This is a genomic window from Nonomuraea cypriaca (assembly GCF_015645445.1).
Classification (GTDB): domain Bacteria; phylum Actinomycetota; class Actinomycetes; order Streptosporangiales; family Streptosporangiaceae; genus Nonomuraea; species Nonomuraea cypriaca.
On sequence record NZ_JADOGI010000016.1, the window covers coordinates 41866 to 65797 of the forward strand.

The 23932-nt window shown below is 69.2% G+C and carries 27 protein-coding genes; 13 read left to right on the forward strand and 14 right to left on the reverse strand.

All coding sequences use genetic code 11. The features are described from left to right. Positions 1–16 precede the first annotated feature (16 nt). Genes ITP53_RS07805 through ITP53_RS07815 form a run of 3 tightly spaced genes read right to left on the reverse strand, consistent with a single transcriptional unit; the run spans position 17 to position 3028 of the window. A complete protein-coding gene (locus ITP53_RS07805) occupies positions 17–1522 on the reverse strand; it encodes a tripartite tricarboxylate transporter permease (protein ID WP_195894623.1) in 1506 nt (501 codons plus the stop codon). A 20-nt stretch (positions 1523–1542) separates the two neighbouring features. After that, positions 1543–2004: a tripartite tricarboxylate transporter TctB family protein gene (locus ITP53_RS07810; RefSeq protein WP_195894624.1), complete on the reverse strand. Its 462-nt coding sequence runs from the start codon at positions 2002–2004 to the stop codon at positions 1543–1545. 1 nt (position 2005) lies between these two features. Then, positions 2006–3028 carry a tripartite tricarboxylate transporter substrate-binding protein gene (locus ITP53_RS07815; RefSeq protein ID WP_195894625.1) on the reverse strand — a complete coding sequence of 341 codons (1023 nt, stop codon included), beginning with the start codon at positions 3026–3028 and terminating at the stop codon, positions 2006–2008. A gap of 170 nt (positions 3029–3198) precedes the next feature. On the opposite strand from ITP53_RS07815, the gene ITP53_RS07820 reads away from it, so the two are divergent. Both ITP53_RS07820 and ITP53_RS07825 read left to right on the forward strand, forming a co-directional pair. Next, on the forward strand, positions 3199–3882 hold the full coding sequence (locus ITP53_RS07820; RefSeq protein WP_195894626.1) for a response regulator transcription factor: 684 nt from the start codon (positions 3199–3201) through the stop codon (positions 3880–3882). Positions 3883–3888: 6 nt separating this feature from the next. Further along, entirely contained in the window at positions 3889–5397 is a 1509-nt protein-coding gene (locus tag ITP53_RS07825; RefSeq protein ID WP_195894627.1) for a HAMP domain-containing sensor histidine kinase, read from the forward strand. A gap of 108 nt (positions 5398–5505) precedes the next feature. On the opposite strand, the gene ITP53_RS07830 is transcribed toward ITP53_RS07825, so the two are convergent. Continuing rightward, complete coding sequence (locus ITP53_RS07830) at positions 5506–6465, reverse strand: TAXI family TRAP transporter solute-binding subunit (protein ID WP_236050557.1); 960 nt, start codon at positions 6463–6465, stop codon at positions 5506–5508. A 6-nt stretch (positions 6466–6471) separates the two neighbouring features. Between ITP53_RS07830 and ITP53_RS07835 the strand changes: the two genes are divergently transcribed. After that, complete coding sequence (locus ITP53_RS07835; protein WP_195894628.1) at positions 6472–6624, forward strand: hypothetical protein; 153 nt, start codon at positions 6472–6474, stop codon at positions 6622–6624. Here the strand turns inward: ITP53_RS07835 and ITP53_RS07840 are convergent. Then, positions 6611–7903 carry a CitMHS family transporter gene (locus ITP53_RS07840; protein ID WP_207755639.1) on the reverse strand — a complete coding sequence of 431 codons (1293 nt, stop codon included), beginning with the start codon at positions 7901–7903 and terminating at the stop codon, positions 6611–6613. The two genes, ITP53_RS07835 and ITP53_RS07840, sit on opposite strands and share 14 nt — an antisense overlap. Before the next feature lie 30 nt (positions 7904–7933). After that, entirely contained in the window at positions 7934–9028 is a 1095-nt protein-coding gene (locus ITP53_RS07845) for an isocitrate/isopropylmalate dehydrogenase family protein (RefSeq protein WP_195894629.1), read from the reverse strand. Positions 9029–9163: 135 nt separating this feature from the next. On the opposite strand from ITP53_RS07845, the gene ITP53_RS07850 reads away from it, so the two are divergent. Next, on the forward strand, positions 9164–10333 hold the full coding sequence (locus tag ITP53_RS07850) for a citrate/2-methylcitrate synthase (protein WP_195894630.1): 1170 nt from the start codon (positions 9164–9166) through the stop codon (positions 10331–10333). Positions 10334–10409: 76 nt separating this feature from the next. Continuing rightward, positions 10410–10679 (forward strand): helix-turn-helix domain-containing protein, encoded by a 270-nt coding sequence (locus ITP53_RS60995; protein ID WP_195894631.1) that lies wholly within the window; start codon positions 10410–10412, stop codon positions 10677–10679. Between the two features lie 121 nt (positions 10680–10800). On the opposite strand, the gene ITP53_RS07860 is transcribed toward ITP53_RS60995, so the two are convergent. After that, positions 10801–11187: a helix-turn-helix domain-containing protein gene (locus tag ITP53_RS07860; protein WP_236050559.1), complete on the reverse strand. Its 387-nt coding sequence runs from the start codon at positions 11185–11187 to the stop codon at positions 10801–10803. Between the two features lie 91 nt (positions 11188–11278). Here ITP53_RS07860 and ITP53_RS07865 point away from each other — a divergent pair, with 91 nt between their 5' ends. Both ITP53_RS07865 and ITP53_RS59115 read left to right on the forward strand, forming a co-directional pair. Further along, positions 11279–11605: a helix-turn-helix domain-containing protein gene (locus ITP53_RS07865; protein ID WP_195894632.1), complete on the forward strand. Its 327-nt coding sequence runs from the start codon at positions 11279–11281 to the stop codon at positions 11603–11605. Continuing rightward, positions 11599–11730, forward strand: a complete 132-nt coding sequence (locus tag ITP53_RS59115; RefSeq protein WP_268960975.1) for a hypothetical protein — start codon at positions 11599–11601, stop codon at positions 11728–11730. Before ITP53_RS07865 ends, ITP53_RS59115 begins: the two co-directional genes overlap by 7 nt. An 81-nt stretch (positions 11731–11811) precedes the next feature. Here the strand turns inward: ITP53_RS59115 and ITP53_RS07875 are convergent, their stop codons facing one another. Together ITP53_RS07875 and ITP53_RS07880 are read right to left on the reverse strand one after the other, a co-directional pair. Continuing rightward, a complete protein-coding gene (locus ITP53_RS07875) occupies positions 11812–12969 on the reverse strand; it encodes an RNA polymerase sigma factor (RefSeq protein WP_195894633.1) in 1158 nt (385 codons plus the stop codon). Beyond that, positions 12966–13373 carry a YciI family protein gene (locus tag ITP53_RS07880; protein WP_195894634.1) on the reverse strand — a complete coding sequence of 136 codons (408 nt, stop codon included), beginning with the start codon at positions 13371–13373 and terminating at the stop codon, positions 12966–12968. Before ITP53_RS07880 ends, ITP53_RS07875 begins: the two co-directional genes overlap by 4 nt. A 188-nt stretch (positions 13374–13561) precedes the next feature. On the opposite strand from ITP53_RS07880, the gene ITP53_RS07885 reads away from it, so the two are divergent. From ITP53_RS07885 to ITP53_RS07895, 3 genes are all read left to right on the forward strand, one after another. Further along, positions 13562–14047: a hypothetical protein gene (locus ITP53_RS07885; RefSeq protein ID WP_195894635.1), complete on the forward strand. Its 486-nt coding sequence runs from the start codon at positions 13562–13564 to the stop codon at positions 14045–14047. Then, the gene (locus ITP53_RS07890) at positions 14044–14352 is read left to right on the forward strand and encodes a transcriptional regulator (RefSeq protein ID WP_195894636.1); all 309 of its coding nucleotides are present in this window, start codon (positions 14044–14046) and stop codon (positions 14350–14352) included. Before ITP53_RS07885 ends, ITP53_RS07890 begins: the two co-directional genes overlap by 4 nt. A gap of 271 nt (positions 14353–14623) precedes the next feature. Further along, positions 14624–16030 (forward strand): type 1 periplasmic-binding domain-containing protein, encoded by a 1407-nt coding sequence (locus ITP53_RS07895; RefSeq protein WP_195894637.1) that lies wholly within the window; start codon positions 14624–14626, stop codon positions 16028–16030. Here the strand turns inward: ITP53_RS07895 and ITP53_RS07900 are convergent. The 5 genes from ITP53_RS07900 to ITP53_RS07920 form a co-directional block, all read right to left on the reverse strand. Further along, positions 16020–17210: an FHA domain-containing serine/threonine-protein kinase gene (locus ITP53_RS07900; protein WP_195894638.1), complete on the reverse strand. Its 1191-nt coding sequence runs from the start codon at positions 17208–17210 to the stop codon at positions 16020–16022. The two genes, ITP53_RS07895 and ITP53_RS07900, sit on opposite strands and share 11 nt — an antisense overlap. After that, a complete protein-coding gene (locus tag ITP53_RS07905) occupies positions 17211–18248 on the reverse strand; it encodes a protein kinase family protein (RefSeq protein ID WP_195894639.1) in 1038 nt (345 codons plus the stop codon). Between the two features lie 21 nt (positions 18249–18269). Continuing rightward, complete coding sequence (locus ITP53_RS07910) at positions 18270–19274, reverse strand: protein phosphatase 2C domain-containing protein (protein WP_195894640.1); 1005 nt, start codon at positions 19272–19274, stop codon at positions 18270–18272. Positions 19275–19351: 77 nt separating this feature from the next. Beyond that, on the reverse strand, positions 19352–20053 hold the full coding sequence (locus ITP53_RS07915; RefSeq protein ID WP_268960976.1) for a vWA domain-containing protein: 702 nt from the start codon (positions 20051–20053) through the stop codon (positions 19352–19354). A gap of 138 nt (positions 20054–20191) precedes the next feature. Next, positions 20192–20872 carry a hypothetical protein gene (locus ITP53_RS07920; protein ID WP_195894642.1) on the reverse strand — a complete coding sequence of 227 codons (681 nt, stop codon included), beginning with the start codon at positions 20870–20872 and terminating at the stop codon, positions 20192–20194. Positions 20873–21386: 514 nt separating this feature from the next. Here ITP53_RS07920 and ITP53_RS07925 point away from each other — a divergent pair. Genes ITP53_RS07925 through ITP53_RS07935 form a run of 3 tightly spaced genes read left to right on the forward strand, consistent with a single transcriptional unit; the run spans position 21387 to position 23919 of the window. Then, positions 21387–22271 (forward strand): ABC transporter substrate-binding protein, encoded by an 885-nt coding sequence (locus tag ITP53_RS07925; protein ID WP_195894643.1) that lies wholly within the window; start codon positions 21387–21389, stop codon positions 22269–22271. Further along, entirely contained in the window at positions 22262–23155 is an 894-nt protein-coding gene (locus tag ITP53_RS07930) for an amino acid ABC transporter permease (protein ID WP_328814296.1), read from the forward strand. Before ITP53_RS07925 ends, ITP53_RS07930 begins: the two co-directional genes overlap by 10 nt. An 11-nt stretch (positions 23156–23166) precedes the next feature. Further along, positions 23167–23919 (forward strand): amino acid ABC transporter ATP-binding protein, encoded by a 753-nt coding sequence (locus ITP53_RS07935; protein WP_195894666.1) that lies wholly within the window; start codon positions 23167–23169, stop codon positions 23917–23919. The last annotated feature ends 13 nt before the right edge of the window (positions 23920–23932 follow it).

Below are 23932 nucleotides of genomic sequence, written 5' to 3' on the forward strand. Positions count from 1 at the left end.
TCATGGGATCGACGTCCTACTCCTCCTCGGTGAACACGATCTCGCGGCGCCTGCGAATCATCGGGAGGACGGCGACGACGAGCGCCGCCACGGCCAGGGCCAGGAGCACCGCGGAGATCGGCCGGGTCAGGAAGACCGACGCGTCGCCGCGCTGGATGATGAGCGCCCGCCGCAGGTTCTCCTCGAGCAAGGGCCCGAGTACGAAGCCGAGCAGCAGCGGCGCCGGCTCGCAGCCGCACTTGATCAGGACGTAGCCCAGGATCCCGAAGAACACGATCGCGTAGACGTCGTACGCGTTGAACGACAGGGAGTACGTGCCGATCGCGGCGAACAGGATGATCATCGGGAACAACACCTGGTACGGAATGCGCAGCATGCGTACCCACAAGCCGATCAGCGGCAGGTTCAGCAGCACGAGGAGCACGTTGCCGATCCACATCGACGCGATCAGGCCCCAGAACAGCGCCGGTTCGTCGATGATGACGTTCGGGCCTGGGGTTATGCCGTGGACGATGAACGCGCCGACCATCAGTGCCATGACCGGGTGGGCGGGCAGACCCAGGGTGAGCAGCGGGATGAACGACGTCTGCGCGGCGGCGTTGTTCGCCGACTCGGGCCCTGCGACGCCCTCGATCGCGCCGTGCCCGAACTCCTGCCGCCGCTTCGAGATCCGCTTCTCGACGGCGTACGAGGTGAAGGAGGCCAGTACGTGACCACCGCCAGGTAAGACACCGAGCGCGGCGCCGAGACCGGTACCCCGCAGGATCGGCCCAACGATCCTGCGCCGGTCCTCGCGGGTCGGCCAGAGGTTCTTCACCTTGCCGATGACCGCCGTACGGGTCTGCTCGTTCTCCAGGTTGCGGAGGATCTCGGCCACCCCGAACATGCCGACGGCGACCGACACGAAGTCGATGCCGCCGTACAGCTCGCGCTGGCCGAACACGAACCGGGGCGTACCCGTGTAGATGTCCTGGCCGACCGTGCCGAGCAGGACGCCGAGCGCGATCATCGCCAGGGCCTTGAGCGCCGAGCCACGTGCCAGCGCGATCGACACGATCAGGCCGAGCAGCACCAGCGAGAAGTATTCCGCCGGGCCGAACTGCAACGCGACGCGGGCCAGCGGCGGGGCCGCGACGGCCAGCGCGACGGTGGCCACCGTACCCGCGATGAAGGATCCGACCGCGGCGGCGGCGAGCGCCGCGCCGGCCCGGCCCTGCCTGGCCATCTCGTGCCCGTCCAACGCGGTGACCGCCGCCGACGACTCACCGGGCAGGTTGATCAGGATGGCTGTCGTCGAGCCGCCGTACTGTGCGCCGTAATAGATGCCGGCCAGCATGATCAGCGCCGTCACCGGCTCGAAGCTGAACGTGATCGGCAGCAGCATCGCCACCGTCGCCGTCGGCCCGATGCCGGGCAGCACGCCGACCGCCGTCCCGAGCAGCACTCCCACGAAGCAGTAGAGGACGTTCTGGATCAGGAGGGCTGTCGAGAAGCCCAGCGCGAGGTTGTCGAGAAGTTCCATGCCTCAATCCGGATGCCGCGTCAGAATCCCAGCCAAGGGCCCCATAGCGGGATCCGCAGCTGAAGTCCGACGACGAAGATGAGCGTGCTGGCCACGGTCAGCCCGGCGGCCACCGCCACGGCCGTGAGCGGCCGTACGCGCGTGCTGGCCAGCGTGGTGAGCAGGGCGGTCACGGCCGACGTCGGTACGAATCCGAGCCCCCGTACGGTGAATCCGAAGAACACGACCGCGAGCACGATGACGGCGACCGCACGCCAGGGGATCGGCCCGAACGAGACCACCTCGCCGACGATGAGTCCCTTGATGACGATCGCCAGGCCCAAGGCGCCCACGATCGCGCCGACCAGCAGCGGGAAGGCGCCGGGGCCCATCCGCAGCGGGGTGCCCAGCTCGTAGCCGAGCGCCCCCGCCACGAATCCGCCACCGATCAGGATGAAGACTCCCCCGGCGAGTACGTCGGGAAAGGAACGGCGGCGCTCCACCTCAGGAGGCCTTGACGCCCGCGTCGGCGATGACCTTCGACCAGGTGCCGAGCTGCTCTTCGAGCTTGGCCCGGTGCACCTGCGGGGTCGCGTCCCCGGCCGGGACCGGCGCGGTGCCGAGCTTGGCCATCTGGTCGATGACCTTCTGGTCGGCCAGCGCCACCTTCAGCGCCTCGGTCAGCTTCTGTACGACGTCCTGCGGCGTGCCCTTCGGGACGTAGAGACCGTGCCACACGCTGACCTCGAGCTGGGGCAGCCCGGCCTCGGCCGCGGTGGGCACGTCGGGCAGGCTCTTCACCCGCTCCGGCGTGGTGACCGCGTACGCCTTCACCTCGCCCGCGGAGATCTGGCCGCTGGTGTTGGTCGTCTGGTCGCACATGAAGTCGACCTGGCCGCCGACGAGGTCGGTCAGCGCGGGGCCGGTGCCCTCGTACGGGACCTCCTGGAGCTTGACACCGGCGGCGGTCTGGAACAGCAGGCCGCACAGGTGGGACGCGGCGCCGATGCCGGCGTTGGCCAGCGTGACCTTGTCGGCGTTCGCCTTCACGTAGGTCACGAGGTCCTGGAGCGTCGCGGGCTCGAAGTCCTTGCGGGCGACGACCGTCATCGGCACCTCGGTGACGAGACCGATCATCTCGAAGTCCTCGAGCGGCTTGAAGCCCAGGTCCTGGTACAGGGCGGGTGCCGTCGACATGCCGATGTGGTGCATGAGCACGGTGTAGCCGTCGGGCTCGGCCCGCGCGACCTCGCCGGCGCCGACCGTGCCGCCCGCGCCCTCGACGTTCTGGACGACGATCTGGGCGCCGAGCTTGGCGCCCATCGGCTCGGCGATCATGCGTGTGACGGTGTCCGTCGGGCCGCCCGCGCTGAACGGCACGACGAACGTGATGTTCTGGTCCGGGTAGCCTCCGGTGTCGCCTCCGCCGGTGGCGCCCCCGTTGCCGGAACAGGCGGCGACGAGCGAAACCACCCCGATCGCGACGATCATCCGCGCGACGGCACGGTACCTGCTGGTCGTTCTCATGTCGCGGCCTCCTCCTCAGCGCATGCGCATCTGTCGGTGAGTGCGCGGCCTCAGTCTCGGCTGACAAGGAGGTGAATGGTGTCAGAGGAATCCCAAGGAATACGCCGAATGTCAGAGAAATCCCAAGAAAAGGGCTAACACCGGCGTCGATCCGGGCCTTACAATCCGGTATGCGGATCACCATCATCGAGGATGACGACCGCGTGGCGCGGGGTCTGGTGACCGTCCTGGCCCAAGCGGGCTTCGAGGTTCACCGCATCGCCACCGCCGCGGAGGCCGTGCGTGCCGCCCCGAGCGATGTGGTCCTCGTCGACCTGGGCCTGCCCGACGGCGACGGGCTCGACGTGATCCGCAAGCTGCGTGACCGCCCGGAGACCGCCGTGATCGCCGTGACAGCACGCTCTGAGGAGCACGAGCGGGTACGTGGCCTGCGCGCCGGCGCCGACGACTACATCGTGAAGCCGTTCGGCATCCCTGAACTGCTGGCCAGGATCGACGCCGTACTGCGGCGCACCCGCGTGGCGCGCGCCCTGAGCCACCCGGACGAGCCGCTCGTCCTCGGCCCGATGCGGATCGGCGTCGGCACCCGCGAGGTCACCGTCGACGACACGCCCGTGACGCTGACCCGCAAGGAGTTCGAGCTGCTCCTGTTGCTGGCCAGGCGGGCGCCGAACGTGGTGAGCCGTGACGTCATCCTCGACCAGATCTGGGGCGCGACCTGGGAGTCCTCCAGTCGCACCCTGGACACCCACATCGCGGCGTTGCGGCACAAACTCGGGCCGGCCGTGGTCATCCGCACGATCCACGGGGTCGGCTATCGGCTCCTGGCCGACCGGCCGGAGCTGATCGGCTGACGCGCCGTGCGCCGTCGCCTGCTCGTGGTCCTGGTGCCCCTCGCGGTGCTGCTCGTCGCGGCGCTCGGGGTGCCGCTCAGCGTCACCGTGGCCGAGCGGGAGATGCAGGAGACGTACGTCGACCGGCTCAACGACGTCGGCCGGTTCGCGTCGCTTGCCGAGACCGCGCTGTCAGCCGGGCGGACCGAGGCGCTCCACCAGGAGCTGGCGCGCTACCACGAGCTGTACGGCATCCCGGTCGCGGTGATCGACACGTCGGGCACGGTGCTGCTCGGGCCGGCCGGTGCGTACCAGGAGGCGGCGCGGTCCGAGCCGGCGTTGTCCAGGATCGTGACCGCGGCGCTGGCCGGGGCGAGGCCGGAACCGTCCGGCGAATGGGCGCCCTGGGACGACTCCGCACTCGTGGTCGCGGAGCCGGTGGGCCGGGACAGCGAGGTCGTCGGCGCCGTCGTGACGATTTCCGACCTGTCGCAGACGCGCAATCGCATCCTCCTGCGATGGGCCCAGCTCGCCGGGCTCGGGCTGCTGCCGTTGATCGCGCTGGTGGCCGTCGCCTGGCCGGTGTCGGCGTGGGTGCTGCGGCCGGTGCGGGAGCTGGACGCGGCGAGCTCGCGGATCTCACAGGGCGACCTCACGATCCGGGCCGATGCCGAGGCCGGCCCGGTCGAGCTGCGGCGGCTGGCGGAGTCGTTCAACACCATGATGGACGCGGTCGAGAACGCCGTGCAGCGGCAACGGGCGTTCGTGTCCGACGCGTCCCATCAGTTGCGCAATCCGCTGACCAGTCTCCGGCTCGCCGTGGAGAGCCTGGAACCGCATCTGCGCCCGGCGGGCAACGGGCGGCAGGTGTACGGCGTCGCCGTGGACGAGCTGAAGGCGATGCAGCGGATGCTGAACTCGCTGCAGGCCAGTGCGCGGATGGAGAGCATACGGACGGCGTCCCCGGTGGATCTCGACGCGGTGCTGGCGACCCGGGTGGACCGGTGGCGGGCGTTGACGGCGACGGCGGGGCAGACGCTGGCGGTCGACGTACCGCCGGGGCTGCGGTTGCTGGAGCCGACGGGCGGACTGGGCAGCATCCTGGACGAGCTGATCAGCAACGCGTTACGGCTGTCGGACGCGCGGGCCGTGGAGGTGAGCGCCCGGGTCGTCCCCGGCGGCGCGGGCACCTCCGCTGGCGTGAGCACCTCCGCGGCCGGAGGGGTGGGTGCCTCCGCGGCCAGAGGCGTGGTCACGATCGCTGTCCGTGACGACGGGCAGGGGATCGACGCGTCCGAGCGGGCGCAGGCGTTACGGCGGTTCTGGCGGTCGCCACGGCACCAGAACGTGTCCGGGACCGGCCTGGGACTGGCCATCTGCGCCGATCTGGTGGGGGCGGCAGGGGGCGAGCTGCGACTGGAGGAGGGCCTCCCTCGGCCGGACGGGTCGGGGCACGGATTCGCCGCGGTGGTCGCGTTGCCGGTCGCTCCGCGGGTGTCCTCGTCCTCCGACGCCCCGGCTCCGTCCCCGGTCTGATGCCCCGGGCCCCGTCGCCGACCTCCCTCGCCGGCTTGTAGCTGTGTTTCGCTGGCCTGTTGCTGTCTCGGGACCTGTTGCTGTCTCGGGGCCTGTTGCTGTCTCGGGTCAGCGCTTGCGGTCGCGGAACCAGGCGGCAGCGCCCGGATGGAGCGGGATCGATGCGGTGGAGATCCCGGTACGCACGTTGATCTGCCACGCTTCTGGAACGGCTTCCGCGTCGTCCCGGCCGGCGGAGGTGATCGGGCCGGTGTGCGTGAAGATCGTGTCGGTGATGGCGTGGACCAGGTCATCGGGCAGGTCATTGCGTACGAGAAGCACGTTCGGCACCGCGACGGTGCGGGTGGCCCGGACGCCGGCGTAGGCGGTCGCGGGGATCATGGCCGGAGCGTAGGGACCTGGGAACGCCGTGAAGAGCGCGTCCGCCTGCGCGTCCAACGGGATCAGCCGGATCGGATGCCGCTGCGCCAACTCCGTGATGGCGGGTGTCGGGACGCCGGTCAGGGAGAACATCGCGTCGATCTCGCCGTCACGCAGTGCCGCCGCCGATTCGGCCTGGCTGAGGTAGAGACCGTCGGCGTTCACCAGGCCGAGCTCCAGAACCCGCAGGGACGTGAACTCCGTACCCGAGTCACGGGCACCGAGGGATATGCGCTTGCCCGCGAGGTCCCGGAACTCGTCGATCGCCGAACCGCCCATGACCACGAGATGCAGATGACTGTCGTACAGCCGGCAGATCGCCGAGAGCCCCTCGGGCGCGCTGCCGTCGGTCGTGATCAGCGCGTCCATGCTCGTCAGCCCAAGGTGCACCTCGCCGGCCCGCAGCATCCGGATGTTGTCGGTGGACGCCCTGCTCGGCACGGTGCTCACCGTGGCACCGGGCACCTGCTCGGAGATGTGCTCGGCCAGCGAACCGCCAATGCGGCGATACACCGCCCCCGCCGGCCCGGTGGCCAGTCGCAGGTCCACCTTGTCGCCGTCGGGCTGCCGGGAGCAACCGACGAGCAGCCCGCCAGCGGCCAGGAGCACCGCCCGCCGGCTGAGCCGTAACTCCAGGTCCATCACCATGCCGAGATGATACGAACGGCGGCAGACTCGATGGTACGCCTCCCGCCGATCGAGGCGTCGACCACCGGGCGGCACGACGCCTCGACGGCGATCCGCTCGACCGCCCGGCGCCTTGGCGAGCACCACACCGAGCAGGAGTCGCCGGTCACGCGACGCTGATGGCCCCGGTGACCACCGCGAACGCGATGTAGGCAAGCGAGGCGAGGAGGACCCAGAGCAGGGCGAAACGCTGGAACTCGCCGAGTTCGCGCTTGATGAGCCCGAGCAGGACCCACAGCGGTGCGGACGCGGGCCCGATCGAGTGCATCATCTGCCCGATGGCGCCGGCCCTGGCGATCTCGGTGGGCGCGATGCCGAACTGTCCCGCGGACTCCGCGAGAACGGGCAGGACGCCGAAGAAGTAGGCGTCGTTGGACATGAAGAAACTCAGCGGCAGCCCGATCAGGGCCGTGAAGAGAGGTATGAGGTGGCCGAGCGACTCCGGCACCACGGCCAGCAGTGACGTGGCCATCGCCTCGGTCATGCCGGTGTCCGTCATGATGCCGGTGAAGATGCCCGCCCCGAGGACGAGCATCACGACCGGCACGGCATTGGCCGCGTGGCCGCGGATCACCTCGCCCTGCTCCGCGAGCCGCGGATGGTTGACGATGAGTGCGATGACGAAGGCACCCATGAACAGCGCCTCCAGCGGCGCGGCGCCCATGATGAGCAGCACGAGGAGCAGGACCGTCAGGCCGGCGTTGAACCACAGCCGCCAGCCCGGCGCGTGGGACGGCTCGCGCTGGGCCAGTTCCGCGGTGAGTTCTTCAACGGCCGCCGGGTCCTGCCGCTTGCGCTGTCGGCGCCCGAGGACGTAGGCGATGCCCATGATGAACGCGGAGGTGAGCACCATCGGGGGGATCATGTGCAGGAAGTAGTCAGTGGCGTCGAGATGCAGGACGCTGATCCCGCGGGTCGCCGCGCCGCCCCACGGCGTAGTGCCGGAGATGGTGCCGAGCGCCATCGTCGCGATGGCGGCGATCACCAGCGGATTGATGTTCAGGCGACGGTAGATCGGCAGGAACGCCGAGCAGATGATCATGTAGCTGGTGGTGCCGTCGCCGTCGAGCGCCACCAGGAGGGCCAGCACGGCCGTGCCGACGCAGATGCGGGCCGGGTCGCCTTTCGACAGCTTGATGATCAGTGTGGCGATGGGGTCGAACAGGCGAGCATCCATCATGATGCCGAAGTAGAGGACGGCGAACAGCAGCAGGATCGCGGTCGGCGCGACCGTTTCCAGGCCGCTGAGCATCATGTCGCCGATGTCGGCGCCGAAGCCCGCGGCGACGGCGAACGCGATGGGCGTGATCATGATCGCCACGAACGCGGTCGCGTACTTCCGCAGGACGAGCAGCATGAACGTGCCGAGGGTCAGGAACCCGAGTATCGAAAGCATCATCGCCTCACAAGGAATGGGGGGTTCCGCTCGTCAGCCGACGGGCGCGAGCGCGTCGACGACGGCTCGGGTCACGCCGTCCGTTCCGCACTCGGGCGAACCGCCGGGGAGCAGGCGGATGCGCCCCTCGGCGTAGGCGTTGGCGACGGCGGTCCTGATCCGCGTCGCGGTCGCGTGCTCGCCGAGGTGGTCCAGCAAGAGCGCGGCGGCGAGGATCTGCGAGGTGGGGTTTGCCCTGTTCTGCCCAGCGATCGTGGGGGCGCTGCCGTGAATGGGCTCGAAGTACGCACTGGTCTTCCCGATGTTGCCGGAGGGGCACATGCCCAGGCCGCCGACGGTGGCGGCGCCGACGTCGCTGAGGATGTCGCCGAGGAGGTTCTCCATGACCAGCACGTCGAAGTGCTCGGGCCGGGCGACCAGGTCGTGGCCGGCCGCGTCGGCGTAGCGGTAGTCCCGCTCGATGTCCGGGTACTCCTCGGCGACCTCGTCGAAGACATCGCGGAAGAACGCGAAGCTGCGCAGGACATTGCTCTTGTCCACGCAGGTCACCCTGCTGATCCCGTCGGCAGGGGCGCCGTGCCGCCCGCGGGCGAGGTCGAAGGCGAATCTGACGATGCGTTCGACGCCCTCTCTGGTCATGAGCAGCTGGTCGGCGACCGCCCGGTCGTTGCCGACGCCGCGCCCGCGCGATAGGTACAGCCCTTCGGTGTTCTCCCGCACAATGACGTAGTCGATCTTCATGTCGGTCCTCGTGTCCGGCGCGCGCGGCGGCGTGACGGCGCCAGGCAGCAGCGTGATGGGGCGGACGTTGGCGTAGGTGTCCAGGCCGCCGCGGAGCAGCCCGCCGAGCAGGCCCGCCTCAGTGCCGTCGGGGAGCCGGACCTCAGGCAGGCCGACCGGGCCCTTGAGCACTCCGTCGTAGCTCTGCCTGATGCGGGCGAGCGCGTCGGGGCCTAGCGCGGTCCCGGTCCTGCGGAACGTGTCGGCTCCGCCGTCCTCGACGGTGAAGCGCAGCTCGATATCCCCGGCGCAGGCGGCCTTGAGTACGGCCACGGCGCTGTCGACCAGTTCGGGGCCGATCCCGTCGCCGGGGATCAACCCGATGGACAGGTGGCGTCGTGCGGCCATGTCACTCCTCTGGTGAGGTGAGGTCAGGTCAGGTCAGAAGGGGGTGGTTGATTCAACTAGGTTGTCAACGTTGACGACAAGGTAGACGACAATGTGCATCATTGTTAACGTTGCGTCAATAGCGGGAGGATGCGCGTGGACGTCAACGAGTTGGTGGCTGCCGATGAGGCGGCCGAGCTGCTTGGGGTGCAGCGGCGGACGATCTATGCCTACGTCAGCCGCGGCCAGTTGGCCCGGCACGTGCTGCCGGGCAGCAGGCAGAGCTGGTTCGACCCGCGCGAGCTTGAGCAGCTCAAACGGGGAGACCGCGCGCAGCACCAGCCGCGCCGCACCGCGGCGAGCGAGCTGACGCACGTGACCTCCATCGTGGACGACCGGCTGCTCTATCAAGACCGGGACGCCATCGCGATGGCACGGCAGAACACCTTCGAAGGCACTGCGGAGTGGCTGTGGCGGCGGCACGAGGGGCCGGTGCCGCCGTGGCGGCCCTCACGCGCCCTTCAGGCGCACGCCGAGGTCGTGCCGCTGCCCGAGCTGTGCCTTCCAGTCGACCGGCTCAAGATCACTACCGCGTCGCTCGGCGCCGTGGACGCGCTCAGGTACGACCTGTCCCCTGCGGCGGTGCTCGCGGTGGGCCGATCCCTGCTGGCCTCCCTGGTCGGCGCGCTCCCGCCGCTGACGGACACGCCGCCCGCCGGCGACGGGATCGCCGAGGCGCTGTGGCCGCGGCTGACCGCCGCCCCGGTCGGCGACCACGAGCGGCGGCTCCTCGACGCGGCGCTGATCGTGAGCGCCGACCACGGCCTGGCGCCGTCCACACGCGCGGCGCGGATCGCGGCCGCGACGGCCGCGGACCCGTACTCGGTTGTGCTGACCGGGATGAGCGTGGCCAGCGGGCTGGAGCACGGTGGGTCGTCACTCCGCGTCCACAGCCTGCTCAACGACATCGCGCACCGCGACCGGGTACACGTCGTCCTTTCCGAGCACCTGCGTACGGGCGCCGCGCTCCCCGGCTTCGGCCAGCCCCGATACACCGGGAAGGACCCGAGGGCCGCCTTCCTGCTCGAACTCGCGCTCGGCCGGGCCCCCGACGCCCAGCGGTCCGACGTCGTCCGCTCGGTCGCGGACCTGGTGCGCCGGCGCAACGGCGAGCATCCCAACATCGAGTTCGCCCTCGGCGCCCTGTGCTTCCTGTACGACATGGTGAGCGGCGCGGGCGAGGCCATCTTCGTCCTGGCGAGGTCGGCGGGCTGGCTCGCGCACGCGATCGAGGAGTACGCGGAGAAGTCAGCCGCGCGTCGATGACCGCCGCGCCGACGCCTTGATCCCTATGAGAGCAATTCGGCACTGCGCGGTGTGACCTGGTGGTAGAACGCTCGGTGTGGCGGAGCGACGGGATCGGCTGAGGGCGCTGGGTGAGCTGCTGCGGCGGCTGCGCAAGGATGCGGGTCTGACCGGTAAGGATCTCGCTGAACGGGCGCAGGTGGCGCAGCCTTCGATCTCGCGGATCGAGACGGGCCAGCTCCTGCCTACTCCCGAGACCGTTGAGGAACTGGACGGCTGCGGCCAAGACCCTGCTTTGCCTCACCGGACCGGGCTGCTGACATGTGATCACGTAAGCCGGTGTCAATGTACCTACTGCTGTCCGTAGCACCCCCGCCGACGGCCCGCAATGTCATCCCGAGGGCAAGTGAACTCCTGCCAGAGGACTTCCCCGGACTATGAACGGGAAGCACCTCGACACCAGCCGCTATGGGCCTCTCGCTCATGTCTCATGCGATGGCGGCGATGTCACCGTCTTCGAAGTAGATCGACTGATGGAGCCTGCCACCGAGAGCAGTAACGTACCGCACGAGAATTTCCTGCCCAGAGATCTTGCCCTGCTCGATCTGTGAGACACGGCCTTTGGTGAGCCGCAGTCGCTGCGCGATGTCCTGCTGGGTCAGCCCGCGGCTACGGCGGATCTCAGCAAGGCGGTGCCCTTGTACTTTGGCGAGGAGTGCCTGCTTGCCCGCCTCCACGGCTTCCTCGCCGCCCGCACGTTCAACATGCTCAGCACGAATGTCCTTCCAGCGCGTGTATCCCGTCACGAAATGCCCTCCCCCTTGGCGTTTCATCAAATAGAGCTCATAGCGCTGCTTCTCGGGCTCTGGCCGCATAGTTCCTGGCCCCCGATCGCCATTCGGCATGGCAACAGAAAAGCCTCACGCCGTAGCCTGAAGTTGCCGAGCCTTCAGGAGGCGCAGGGCTGTGAACGATGAAACTACCATCGGGGCCAGGCTGCGGACACTGCGTCACTGGAGAGGGATGACGCTCGTCGAACTGGCCGACCAGGCAGGCATGAGCAAGTTTCACCTGTTCAACATCGAGCGCGGGCTGAGCACCCTCGACCGGCGCTCCTACATCTCCGGACTCGCCTCGGCGCTGCGAGTATCTGAGACCGACCTCGTGGGCGGGCACATGGTGCCCGCCCACGGCCGCGGCTGCCCTGGCGGCGCCGCCCGCCCGCGCTCGCCGCCGTGGCCGCCGCGCACATCATCGCCCGGCTGTCGCCGGCTCGGATCCGTACCGTGTTGACGTTCGCCAGCCGCGGCGCCGCGCCTGCCACGGCCAAGGAGGCCAGAGGGGCGCGCGACGCCGTGCTCGCGGTCAGCCGCTACCACCCCACGATCGTCATCGCTCCGGCCACTCCGGCCCGATGATCCGCGAGATTCTCACTTTGAGGCGACCGCTCTGGCCACCGGGCCTCGCCCGAGTGCTGCGAGAAGTTCGAGGGCGACCCGTCAGCGACACCGGCGGGCGTTGAGACGGGCGGCCTGGCGCGTCAGGTGGTCGCGCTCGGCGAGGTTGGGTGCCTTTCTGGCCGCCTCGGCGTACAGCCGTGCCGCCGTCACCATGTCGCCGTCGCGCTCGTGGAGGTACGCCGCCACCGCGGCGTGGCGGGGCAGTGAGTCGTCCAGCGCCGCGAGCGCCGCCAGCCCGGCGCGCGGTCCGTCGGCCTCGCCGACGGCCACCGCGCGGTTGAGCCGCACGACCGGGCTGTCGGTCAGGCGCACGAGCTCGTCGTACCACTCGACGATCTGCACCCAGTCGGTCTCCTCGGCGGTGGGCGCGTCAGCGTGGAGTGCCGCGATGGCGGCCTGGGCCTGGAATTCGCCCAGCCGGTCGCGGGCGAGGGCCGCCTGCAGGACCTCGACGCCCTCGGCGATCAACTTGGTGTCCCATCGGCCGCGGTCCTGCTCGGCGAGCGGCACCAGGCTGCCGTCGGGCGCGGTCCGAGCGGCGCGCCGGGCGTGGTGGAGCAGCATGAGGGCGAGCAGCCCCGCCACCTCGGGGAGGTCGATCGCGGCCGCGAGCTGCCGGGTGAGCCGGATGGCCTCGGCGGCGAGGTCGACGTCGCCGGAGTAGCCCTCGTTGAAGACCAGGTAGAGGACGCGCAGCACGGTGGCGACGTCGCCGGGCTGGTCGAACCGCACGCCGGAGACGGTGCGCTTGGCCCGGCTGATGCGCTGCGCCATGGTCGCCTCGGGCACCAGGTAGGCCTGGGCGATCTGGCGGGTGGTCAGCCCTCCGACGGCACGCAGCGTGAGCGCGACCGCGGACGACGGCGTCAGCGACGGATGGGCGCACAGGAAGTAGAGCTGGAGCGTGTCGTCTGCCGCGGGCGCGGGCCCGGGCGCCGGCTCCTCGTCGACGAGGTCCTCACGCCGGCGGCGGGCGGCGTCCGCCCGGGTCGCGTCGAGGAACTTGCGCCAGGCCACGGTGACCAGCCAGCCCTTCGGGTCGCGCGGCGGGTCGGCCGGCCAGACGCGGACCGCCTCGACCAGCGCGTCCTGCACGGCGTCCTCGGCCGCCGCGAAGTCGGCTCCGCGGCGGACGAGGATCCCGAGCACGCTCGGCGTGAGGCTCCGGAGCAGGACCTCGTTCTCTTGAGAGGTCATTCCGTGATGGTGGGCGGCTCGGCCAGGAACGGGCGCACCTCGAGCCACTCGTGGATCGTCTCCCCGCCCGCTCCAGGGGCGGCCGACAGCTCCCCGGCCAGCTCGATGGCGCGCTCGTAGCTGTCGACGTCGATCACCATCCAGCCGGCGATGAGGTCCTTGGTCTCGGCGAACGGGCCGTCGGTGACCGGCGGGCGCCCCTCGCCGTCGTACCGGACGAACGTCCCCTCGGAGGCGAGCGCCTGACTGTCGACGAACTCGCCGGTCCCCTCGAGCCGGGCCGCGAAGTCGCGCATGTACTGCACGTGCGCCGAGATCTCCTCCGGCGTCCACTGGTCCATGGGCACGTCGTTGACCGCAGCCGGAGCGCCGCGGTAGTGCTTGAGCAGCAAGTACTTGGCCATCGTGTTTCTCCTCGGTGCTGGTGCGACCCATTTTGGTCGCATTCACCCCAGGGACGGAGCCAGTCACGGGTTCTCGACATCGCCGTCCAAATTTTTTTGGCTCTCGTAGCTGAGCTGACGGAGAAAGTACTTGACGATGTGGAAAGTAGAAAGTACTTTCCAAAAAGGAAACCAAGTAGGAGGTCGTCATGCACATCACTCCCGAAGACGCCGCGCGGTCGCTGGCGGAGATTCGCCAGACGCAGCACAGAGCGCTTCGATCCGCGCCGCCGCTGTTCCCCTCGTGGTATCTGGTGGCGGTCTGGACCTTCGTCGCGGGCATACAACTCGTCACCGAGGTCACGCCACCGTGGGTGCTGTGGATCGGCGTCCCCGTGCTCGCGATCGGTCTCGCGGTCGCCGTCGTCAAGTTCACCAACGACATTCGGCACCAAAGCCTGCGCCCGCACGCCTCCGTGATGGATCCGTGGTCATGGGTGGGCCTGGCCGGCTGGATCGTCGTCACCACTCTCGGGAGCATCATGCTGACCTTCGGTCTGCAGTCTCTGGAGGTCGACCATCCTCGGACGATCATGGGTGCCATCATGGTCGCGGTCGTGGCGGCCAGCGCGCCTCTCCTGACCCGCTGGATGTCCAGGCGGACCGCTCGCCGGGCGGCGACGAGCGACCGATGACCCCGCGACTCGATCCGATCATCCACGCGCCGACGAGACTGCAGATCGTCTCCCTGCTCGCCGCCGCCGAGGAGGCCGAGTTCGCCTTCGTACGCGACAACCTGGACATCAGCGACTCGGTGCTCTCCAAGCACGCCGGCGCCCTGGAGGCGGCCGGATACGTGAAGATCCGCAAAGGGTACGTGGGCAAGCGCCCGAGAACGTGGTTCAGCCTGACGAGCGAGGGCCGCCGGGCCTACCGGAACCACGTGGCCGCGCTCCAGGCCATCATCGCCCAGTCCGGCCTCTCCGTCCTGCCCAACTGACTGTTGTCCGGCCGCCATTGATCACGTTTTAATGACGATGAGTTTAGGCGGCTGTCGGCCCAGGGATGGGAAAGCGTATTCAAGGAAAGCGCGCCTGCACGGTCGTGGGAATAAGTGACGGCTTGGAGCCCAGATGTATGACGAACCGGCACCGCCACCCTCCCCCGCCGCGCGCGCCTGGAGCCTGTTACGACAGGTGGGGACGCTCTTTCACCGGCGCTTGGTGGTGATCGTCGTTGTCGTCGCCCTCCTGATATCCACTGTGGTACTCGTGAGTTACACCCAGGAGTGGTGGCCCTGGGCCGGCTGTGAGACAACGAGCGCGGACGTCGTCGCCATCGAAGGCGAATGCGTCGGCCTGATGGACCCAGCCGACGGGACGATGGTCCTGGGCGAGCAGTATCGCAAGATCCTGGAGGTCATCGCCGCGGAAAACCGCACGGTCACCGAGGGCGAGGACTACAGCACGATCGCGCTCTTGGCCCCGATGGGGGCAGGCCCGCGGGGACTGGTCGGCGAGCGCGCCCTCCACCAGCTCGAGGGAGCGTTCATCGGCCAGTACCGCGCCAACCGTTCTGAGACGTTCCCCAAGATCCGGCTCCTGCTGGCCAACACCGGTCACGACGGCTCGAAGTGGCGGACGACGGTGCAGGCGGTGCGGAAGAACGCCGCGACGGGTGCGACGGCCAGCCCCGGACAGATCGTCGCGGTCACCGGAATGGGCCCGAGCCAGCAGGAAAGCATCGACGCCGCACGTGCCTTGGCCAAGGATCCCGGAATCCCGATGGTCGCCGATTTCATCACCGCGGCCGGGTTCAACACCACCGGTGAGATCGACGACGGCGGACCCATTCCTGGCCTCACCAGCACCGCGGTCAGCACCTCGGCCCAGCTGAAGGCCATCGCAGAAGAGTTCAAGAAGGAGAAGGTCGGGGGGGACGCGGCCCTGATGTGGGCTGACGTGACCCCGCAGGGAACAAAGGACCTTTACGCCAGCTCGCTGAAGGACGCCTTCCTCGATCCGAAGCTCGGGCTCAAGCCGTATGTCGACAGGTCCGGGCTCAGTTTTCCCTTCGACCCGCGTGGCGGTCCCTCGCTCCTGCGGACCATCAGCGACACGATCTGCGGGGCGAAGATCGACATGATCTTCTACGCCGGTCGGCAGGCGTTCATGCCCACCTTCCTCAAGCTGCTGCGGAGCCGGCCCTGCCGATCCACGACCATCACCGTGGTCACCGGCGACGACGCCCAGGACCAGAATCCGAACGATCCCTCGCTGCACGACCCGGAAGCGCCTATCAAGGTGCTGTACGTGCCGCTCGCCGATCCCAAGCGGCTCGACCACGAGGACAATCCGGACCGCCAGCTCTACCGCGAATTCCGTGACGAGTTCGTGGCGCCACACCATGGGGTGACCTTCCCCGCGGCGCATCTCGGCACCGGGTTGGCGATCTTGTCGTATGACGCGGTGACCGCCGCGTCCACCGCGGTTCAGAAGGCCGCCATCGGCGTGGACGCGTCCCAGCTCACCCTGCCCTCCGCCGCGGCGGTGCGCGGGCAGCTCTACCTGTTCACCGGCACCAACGTCATCCGCGGCGCCAGCGGCGCCTTCACCCTCGACTCCACGACCGGGGAGCGGGTGAACGTCACCATGCCCACCCCCGTGACTATCCCGTGACCACGACGACCACCGTCAGCGCCACAGCCGCCATGAGGAAGAGCAGCAGCCACCAGCGCGTGGCGGACAGTCGGGGGAGCCGTACGCGCTCCAACTCCCCCGCCTCGGTGAGGCGGAGCACCGCCGTACCGATCGTGAACCGATCACCCGGTCGCAGGGTCGCGTAGAGAACAGGGCGGCCGTCGATGAACGTCCCCAGGCCGCTGCTGTGGTCATGCAGCCGGTAGCCTGCGCTCACCTTGCGGACGGTGGCGTGCGCCGGGGCGATCCCCTCCCCGGGGATCACGATGTCGGCCGCGGGCCCGCTGCCCAGCGTGGTGGTGTCCTTCAGCGTTCCGAGGGCGGCCGGCAAGATCCGGGTATGTGGCACCGTCGCCTGCGCGGTTTCCGACTGATGTCCCACGAGGCGGCCGAGCAGTTCCATGGTGGTGGGCCGCCACGCCGGATTCTTGGCGAGGCATTCGGCGAGCAGTGAACGCAGCGGCTCTGATATCACTCCCACGTCGGGGGTCTCGGTCAGGACGCGGTTGATGATGACGGCCACGTTGCTCCCCGCGAACAACACCCTGCCGGTGGCGGCGAAATACACCGTGCCTGCCCACGCGTGCACGTCGGCGGGGGGACCCACTTCGGCGTCGAACCCTCCGACCTGCTCCGGTGCGAGATAGCCGGGGGTTCCCACGGTCGTGGTGCTCGCGGCGGTCGCCTCCAAGGCCCGTGCGACTCCGAAGTCCACGACACGTGGTCCGTCCGGCCCGATGATGACGTTGGCGGGCTTGAGATCCCGGTGGATGACTCCCACGCCATGGATCGCCGCCAATGCGGTGGCCGTATAGGTCGCCAGGCGCTCAAGCGCGGACCCCGACAGCGGCCCGTGCTTGTCGACGAGCTCCTGCAGGGACGGGCCCTCCACGTATTCGCTCACGATGTACGGCTGGTCGCGGTCGATGTCGGCGTCGATGATCATCGCCGTGTACGCCCTGGGCACCCGCGACGCGATGGCCACCTCGTCCGCGAACCGCCTGCGCGCTCTCGGGTCGGCTGCCCCCTGCGCGTGGATCACCTTGATCGCGACCCGGCCCGCCTCGCCCTGCGCGAGGTAGACCGTACCCTGACCGCCGGCACCCAGGCGGCCGAGCACCTCGTAGGGCCCGATGCGCCGTGGCTCGCCGGTGTTCATTCAGACTCCCAACGTGACCGCGACGACGACGGCGATCGCCGCCAGGACGACGATCAGCACCACGATTCCCCCGTGCCGGGCACGCGAGCCGTCCCCGACCGCGGACTTCCCCCGCCGCCACGCCTCGCGTAGGTTGGAGTCGGTCTCGACGTAGATGCGTTCGGGAGTGACGAGCCACCGCCACGACTCGCCCGCCGCCCGCCATCGCTCGGTGTCCACCGATTCCGGCGCACCGTCCAGACACTGCCTTATCAGGCGGCGATGCCGCAATGGCAGGACCCTGGCGAGCGCGGCCTCGTCGAGCGACCACGCCTCGGCGCTCTCCTGGAGGCACCGCACGACGGCCCAGGCGAACTTGTAATAGTCCGACTCCGGGGTGAATCCCCCTTCACGCGGGAGTTTCCACTGCTCGGGATCGACCTCGGGCAAGGCGCCGGGGCCTCCGACCGGCAGGCAGGAGTCGCAGTCCAGCAGGTATACCGCGGGCGCCGGGTCGACGGTGAAGACGGCGTTGCGCAGTTGCAGATCGCCCACCACATAACCCTGCTCGTGCAGCCACTGCACCGTGGCGAGCAACTGGCCGAGGACGGCCAGCTTGTAGGGCGGCTCATAGTAGCGCGTACCGTAGTGGTCGCGAAGGGCGCTCACCCGTTCGGGCGACCGAGTGAGCTCATCCAGGTGTCGCGGCATCAGGCGGGTGCGGAGCTCGACGAACATCTGCTCGGGAGCGGGCCTGATCAAGATGCCGGTGACCCGGTCGTGCCGGACCACCGCGACCGGCCACGCACAGCGCCGATCGAGTGTCGCGCGGTCCTGCCGGGGAAGTTCACGCCGCCAGCGCACCATGGCGAGCAGGGCGTCCTCGTCCAGCCCCGTCAGCGTCTCCTCGTCGTACCGTTTGAAAAGAAACCGGCCAGGGACGCCGCTGACCTCGCACGGCGCCAGGCTGCGAGCCTGACCGCCCGGGCGCAGGTGGTAGACGTCGGCGTCCGCGGGGGACGTCAGATCCGCTTCCTCGACCACATCTGGGGGATTCATACTTCTGCCGCCGCACTCCTGTCACAGAACGGCCGTGTCGTGACGGCCCGCCCACAACGCCAGAACCGTCCGGTCGTCGTCGTAAGTCGACAGATGGAAATCCACATCGCGCAGGAAGCCGCGCAGCGCGGGCGGAGAGCTCCACGAGGTGACGAGCCGCTGGGCGAGTGTGCTGCCGCCGCCGCCCATGGCCGTCCCGAACCCGTCGCTGCACAGGACCAGCACATCGCCCGGCCCCCAATCGATCTGCCGTTCCCGCAGCTCACCGAGGTCCTCCGGCAGGGCGGACGTGACGTTGTCCGGTCGCTGCCCATCAGGTGGGAAGATCTCGGTCCACGTCCCGTCATGGAGCCACAGCGCCGGCGAGTCCCCGATGGCCGCGCAGGCGGCGATCCCGCGCCTGCCGTCGGCGGGGACCACCCCGATCGTCAGCGTCGTGGCGGGCGGATCCGATGCTCCGGCGCCGTGCTTGCCGGTGGGTTTGCCGGTGGGCCGGCCGCCGAGCCTGGCGGTGGCGCGCATGACCTCCGCGGCGACGGTGGCGAAGGCCGCGTGCCAGCCGCCGGGGTCGGGGGTCAGGGAGAGGTTCGTGGCGGCGCGTACGGCCACCGCGGCGGCGTGTTCGGCGTGCAGCGTGCTGCCCAGCCCGTCAGCCACGGCCGCGATAACCCATCGTCCGTCCGCGCTCAGCCGTACGGCGTAGGCGTCCTGCAGGGGCTCGCCGCGATATCGATGGCGCCGGCCGCGGATGCTCACGGCGCGGACCGTGGTCTGCGCCAGCATGCCGCCGTCGAGTGCGACGCCCGGGGCGCGCGAGTCCGCCCCGCCCGGGAGCAGGACGGGCAGCGGCTGCGGGAGCGGACCGAGCGGCGTTCTGGCGTCGGCCGCGGCGCGGGTCCTGCGGGCGAGCAGTAACTGCCCGAGGAGTACGGCGCCACCGCCGGCGATGCCGGACAGGATCCACAGCGGCCAGCCCGACGCCGTCCCGTCGCCCTGCCGCGGACCGGGCGTCACGGTCACCGTCACAGTCGGCTCCGGCGACGGACCAGGCTTCGCCCCCATGGAGCCGACAACCAGAAGTAATCCCACCAGCGTCGCCCTGATCATCTCAGTTGCCGCATCCCGCCGGGTCCGCGCAGAACGGCCGTGTTCCTGTTGACCGAGGCGCTGATGCTGTCCGAGACGGCCTGCGCGATGCCGTGCAGCACGGTGGCCGCTCCCGTCGCGATCTCGCCCGCGAAGGCCAGCAGCTCGCCCCTGAGTGTGGTGGCGACCCGCCGCAGGGTGTCCTCCTGCACCGTCCCGAATCCGAGCGCCACGATGTACGGCGCCGGCTGAAGGCTCGCCAGCCGGTCGCGCGCGGGGCCCCAGATCTCGACGTCCTGATGGGTTTCGCCAACGTACGGATCACCGTCTGTGATGAAGAAGACAACCGGCGCCCGCACGTCGAACTGCTTGGACAGCTTCCGGTAATCCTTCTCAATGATCTTCACGAGCTCCCTGAAGACCACCAGATAATCCGTCTGCCTGCCGGGTCTCAGGGCCGGAACCCTGATCGCGTCACAGGGCCTGGTCAGCGGAAGCACCAGCTCGACCTTGTCGGAGAAGGACACCACGGCGACGTGCGCGGCCTCGCTGACGCCGGGATCGCCCGCCTCCAGCTCGAAGAGCAGCTCACCCACGCAGTTGGAGAGGACCTCGAAGGGGGTGGGCCGTCCATCCTCGCGAGCGGTGTGCATCGAATGCGATACATCGCACACGATGTAAAAGGGGAAGGCGCGGGGGCGCCCGTTCGCCGATCTCATCGGCTTTTCATCCTGATGGGGATTGCCGGTCTTGGCAAGGTTGCGAACAGAAGGATGACTTCAGAGGGTTCGCGGCTAACAGCCGGTATCGCGGCGAGGCCGGCCTCGTCTCCACCACCGCTGGCCAGACCCCGGGACTCAGCCTGGGACAGTCGGGTCACGGAAGAGGAAGTAGTTCGAGTGGTCCGTGTGCAGGTACTGGTGGAACCGTGTGGCCTTCGCATGGGCTGTCTTGTCGGCGGTGACGGCCGTGAGGAGGACGTACCTCTTGGTGGAGCTCGACCGGATCTTGCCGTATGCGTACTTGCCGAGCATCTTGTCCCGGCGCCACTTCACGGCCCGGGAGGAGTTCGCCAGATGCTTGGCCGTGGCCTTGGCGGCCGTCACTGTGGGAAAGGACATGATGACCTGGACCGCCGTGAGATGCCCCCGGTAGGCCGAGTAGGCCAGTTGTGCGGCGCGCTCGCACTTGTTTTCGGCCAGCACACCCTGCCTGTCGATCGGGGCACAGGAGTCGTACGTCCAGCCACCCGCCCTCTCAGCCTTGAACGTGACGCTGCCCAGGCGAAAGTTCCAGTCGCCGAACTCGTCGTCGTCGATCGGCGAGCCGGGGCGTCTGTTCTCGCTGGGGCTCGGCTCGTCGGGCTCGGGTGTGGGCTCCGTGGTCGGCAGGGCCACAGCGGTGTTCCGGTCGGGGGCGTTCAGGTGGTTGTACACGCTCAACGTGAAGCCGCCCGGCAGGAGCACCGCCAGGATCGCGACCAGAGTGGTGACCACACCGGGGTAGTCCCGCGGGTCGGACTGCCGAGGGTATCCCATACGTTAATTGTGCAGTAGTTCATCACCTCTTGCCCCATCCGCCCCAAGAGTGACGCCGTGCGACTCGCCCTGACACTGGTCGAACCGATCGCGCTTGCTATAAGAAAAGGCCGCATTGTGGTAGCCGGCGGTTTCCGCCCGAGAAGAGAGGACTATTAAAGCCGACCCGGCCACCCGCGAATTAACACACGGGAATCTCGCTTCGCCGCCAGCGAAAAAGGCTTTATCGAAAATAACGGCTCCGGCGGAGAAAACTGCGCTACCAAGGCTGACCCCTGACGTTCCGCGCTCGCCGGCTGCGCTTCGGGTGGCCGGCCTCAGCCGGAACGGGGCGGCATCGCCGAGGGGTGCCCGGGGAGCCCCACCAGGCGCCCCGCGCGCCCGGCCGAGCGCCCCTGGCGTCTCGTGAGCATCGAGATTTTCGAGGCTGAGGGTCGTAAGCGTTCACGAGTGTTGGGATCCTCCACGCTCACCGCCACCATGTGCACAACCATTCCGCGAACTGGGAGTTTTCATGGCAAAGCGCCTCTACGCGGCCGCCGCAGCCGTGCTGGTCGTCACGGCGCTCGCGGGCGGGTGCGGCCGCTCCTCTTCAGGGACGAGCGCGACCCAGGGCGCCGCGGCGGCCAAGGGCAAGACCGCCAAGGACCTCGTGCCCGCCGACGTGCGCGAGCGGGGCGTGCTCCGGCTGGCGACCGCCGAGGGCTACCCGCCGATGGAGATGTACAAGAAGGGCACCCAGGAGCTCACCGGCGTGGATCCTGACCTCGGCGCGGCCATCGCCGCGAAGCTCGGGCTGAAGCCGACCATCACCAACGCGGCCTTCGACGGGCTCATCCCCGGTCTGCAGAGCGACCGGTGGGACATCGTGCTCTCCTCCATGAGCGACACCGAGGAGCGCCGGGCCGCCGTCGATTTCGTCGACTACTTCAACGCGGGCGGGGCTGTCATGGTGAAGAAGGGCAACCCGGAGGGCGTCAAGGACCTGGCCGACCTGTGCGACCGTACCGTCGTGCTCGCCAAGGGCAGCTCCAACCTGGCCATCGGCGAGAAGCAGAACGACAAGTGCGACAAGAAGATGACGATCATGCAGAGCGAGGACGCCCCCACCGGCCTGCTCAGCATCGACTCCGGCCGCGCGGTGGCCACCATCGTCGACTCCCCGGTGGCCGCCATGTACGCCGACCAGACCGGCAAATACGAGGTGCTGCCCGGCCAGTACGACGCCGGCCCGTGGGGCATCGCCGTCGACCGGCGCGACACCGCCCTGCGTGACGCGGTGGCCAAGGCCATGCAGGAGCTGATCGCCGACGGCGGCTACAAGAAGATCCTCGACACGTACGGCGTGGCCGCCAACGCCGTACCCGAGGCGATGGTGAACACCAAGCCGTGGAAGTGACAGAACTGCCCGTGGACGCGGTACGGCCGCCGCGCCCCGGACGCTGGCTGGCCGCGGCCGTGGCCGGGCTGTTCCTGGTCTGGTTCGCGTACACGATCATCGTCAACCCGAACCTGCACTGGGACGTGATCGTCGCCTTCCTCGGCGACGGCAGGATCCTCGGCGGGCTGTGGGTCACCATCCAGCTCACCGTGCTGTCGATGGTGATCGGTCTGGCCCTCGGCGTGCTGACGGCGGTGATGCAGCAGTCGGGCAACCCGGTGCTGCGCGGGGCCGCCGCGCTGTACACGTGGTTCTTCCGTGGCACGCCGCTACTGGTCCAGCTGATCTTCTGGTTCAACATCGGCCTGGTCTTTCCCTCCATCGCGATCGGGGTACCGTTCGGCGGTCCGAAACTGGTCGAGTGGCAGGCGAACGAGCTGGTCACGCCGTTCACCGCGGCCCTGCTCGGGCTGGCGATCAACGAGGGCGCGTACATGGCGGAGATCGTCAGGGCGGGCATCCGCTCGGTCGACCCCGGCCAGCGGGAGGCGGCCGAGGCCCTCGGCATGTCGCACGGCCAGGTGCTGCGCAGGGTGGTGCTGCCCCAGGCGATGCGGGTGATCGTGCCACCGACCGGCAACCAGTTCATCTCCATGCTGAAGACGACGTCGATGGTGTCGGTCATCGCGGGAGCCGAACTGCTGACCGTGGCGCAGCGCATCTACCTGGGCAACTTCGAGGTCATCGCGCTGCTGGTGGTCGCGTCCATCTGGTACGTGGTGCTCACCACGATCGCCAGCGTCGGTCAGCACTTCATCGAGCGGCGGTTCGAGCGCGGCCACGACACGCTGCCCGTCAGGGTGCGCCGCAACCTGCGGCCGTTCGCCGGAGGTGGGGTCTAGTGGACCGTCCCATGGTGGAGATCCGCTCGGTGCGCAAGCGCTTCGGCGCGCTGGAGGTGCTGAAGAGTGTGAGCCTCGACGTGCCCGAGGGCGGCGTGGTCTGCGTGGTGGGTCCGTCGGGGTCGGGCAAGTCCACCCTGCTGCGCTGCGTCAACCGGCTTGAGACGATCGACGCCGGCCGGATCAGGGTGGACGGCGAGCTGATCGGATTCGAGGAGCGCGACGGCAGGCTGCACCATCTTCCGCCAGCGAAGCTGAACCGGCAGCGCCAGAACATCGGCATGGTCTTCCAGCGGTTCCACCTCTTTCCGCATCGCACGGCGCTGGAGAACGTCATGGAGGGGCCGCTGGTCGTCGGCGGGGTTCCCAGGGGGGAGGCCAGGCGGCAGGCCGAGGAGCTGCTCGACCGGGTAGGCATGACCGAGCGGGCCGGCCACTACCCGGCGCAGCTCTCCGGCGGCCAGCAGCAGCGGGTGGCGATCGCCCGCAGCCTGGCCATGCGCCCCAAGGTGATGCTGTTCGACGAACCGACCAGCGCGCTCGACCCCGAGCTGGTGCAGGAGGTGCTGGCGGTGATGCGCGACCTGGCGGCCAGCGGGATGACCATGATGGTGGTGACCCACGAAATGGGCTTCGCCCGCGAGGTCGGCGACCACCTGGTCTTCATCGACGACGGCGTGATCGTCGAGCAGGGCGACCCGCGTGAGGTGCTCTCGGACCCCCGCAACGAACGCTTCCGCGCGTTTCTGGGACGGGTGCTGTGAAACTGTTTCTGGG

Bases quoted from the DNA above. Each gene is read 5' to 3' on its own strand.
- ITP53_RS07905 (WP_195894639.1), bottom strand. From the start codon at position 18,248: ATGAATCCCCCAGATGTGGTCGAGGAAGCGGATCTGACGTCCCCCGCG.
- ITP53_RS07880 (WP_195894634.1), bottom strand. From the start codon at position 13,373: ATGGCCAAGTACTTGCTGCTCAAGCACTACCGCGGCGCTCCGGCTGCG.
- ITP53_RS07920 (WP_195894642.1), bottom strand. From the start codon at position 20,872: ATGGGATACCCTCGGCAGTCCGACCCGCGGGACTACCCCGGTGTGGTC.
- ITP53_RS07815 (WP_195894625.1), bottom strand. From the start codon at position 3,028: ATGAGAACGACCAGCAGGTACCGTGCCGTCGCGCGGATGATCGTCGCG.
- ITP53_RS07885 (WP_195894635.1), top strand. From the start codon at position 13,562: ATGCACATCACTCCCGAAGACGCCGCGCGGTCGCTGGCGGAGATTCGC.
- ITP53_RS07915 (WP_268960976.1), bottom strand. From the start codon at position 20,053: ATGAGATCGGCGAACGGGCGCCCCCGCGCCTTCCCCTTTTACATCGTG.
- ITP53_RS07830 (WP_236050557.1), bottom strand. From the start codon at position 6,465: ATGGTGATGGACCTGGAGTTACGGCTCAGCCGGCGGGCGGTGCTCCTG.
- ITP53_RS07835 (WP_195894628.1), top strand. From the start codon at position 6,472: ATGATACGAACGGCGGCAGACTCGATGGTACGCCTCCCGCCGATCGAG.
- ITP53_RS07935 (WP_195894666.1), top strand. From the start codon at position 23,167: ATGGTGGAGATCCGCTCGGTGCGCAAGCGCTTCGGCGCGCTGGAGGTG.
- ITP53_RS07900 (WP_195894638.1), bottom strand. From the start codon at position 17,210: ATGAACACCGGCGAGCCACGGCGCATCGGGCCCTACGAGGTGCTCGGC.
- ITP53_RS07875 (WP_195894633.1), bottom strand. From the start codon at position 12,969: ATGACCTCTCAAGAGAACGAGGTCCTGCTCCGGAGCCTCACGCCGAGC.
- ITP53_RS07925 (WP_195894643.1), top strand. From the start codon at position 21,387: ATGGCAAAGCGCCTCTACGCGGCCGCCGCAGCCGTGCTGGTCGTCACG.
- ITP53_RS07845 (WP_195894629.1), bottom strand. From the start codon at position 9,028: ATGGCCGCACGACGCCACCTGTCCATCGGGTTGATCCCCGGCGACGGG.
- ITP53_RS07860 (WP_236050559.1), bottom strand. From the start codon at position 11,187: ATGCGGCCAGAGCCCGAGAAGCAGCGCTATGAGCTCTATTTGATGAAA.
- ITP53_RS07820 (WP_195894626.1), top strand. From the start codon at position 3,199: ATGCGGATCACCATCATCGAGGATGACGACCGCGTGGCGCGGGGTCTG.
- ITP53_RS07805 (WP_195894623.1), bottom strand. From the start codon at position 1,522: ATGGAACTTCTCGACAACCTCGCGCTGGGCTTCTCGACAGCCCTCCTG.
- ITP53_RS07840 (WP_207755639.1), bottom strand. From the start codon at position 7,903: ATGATGCTTTCGATACTCGGGTTCCTGACCCTCGGCACGTTCATGCTG.
- ITP53_RS07890 (WP_195894636.1), top strand. From the start codon at position 14,044: ATGACCCCGCGACTCGATCCGATCATCCACGCGCCGACGAGACTGCAG.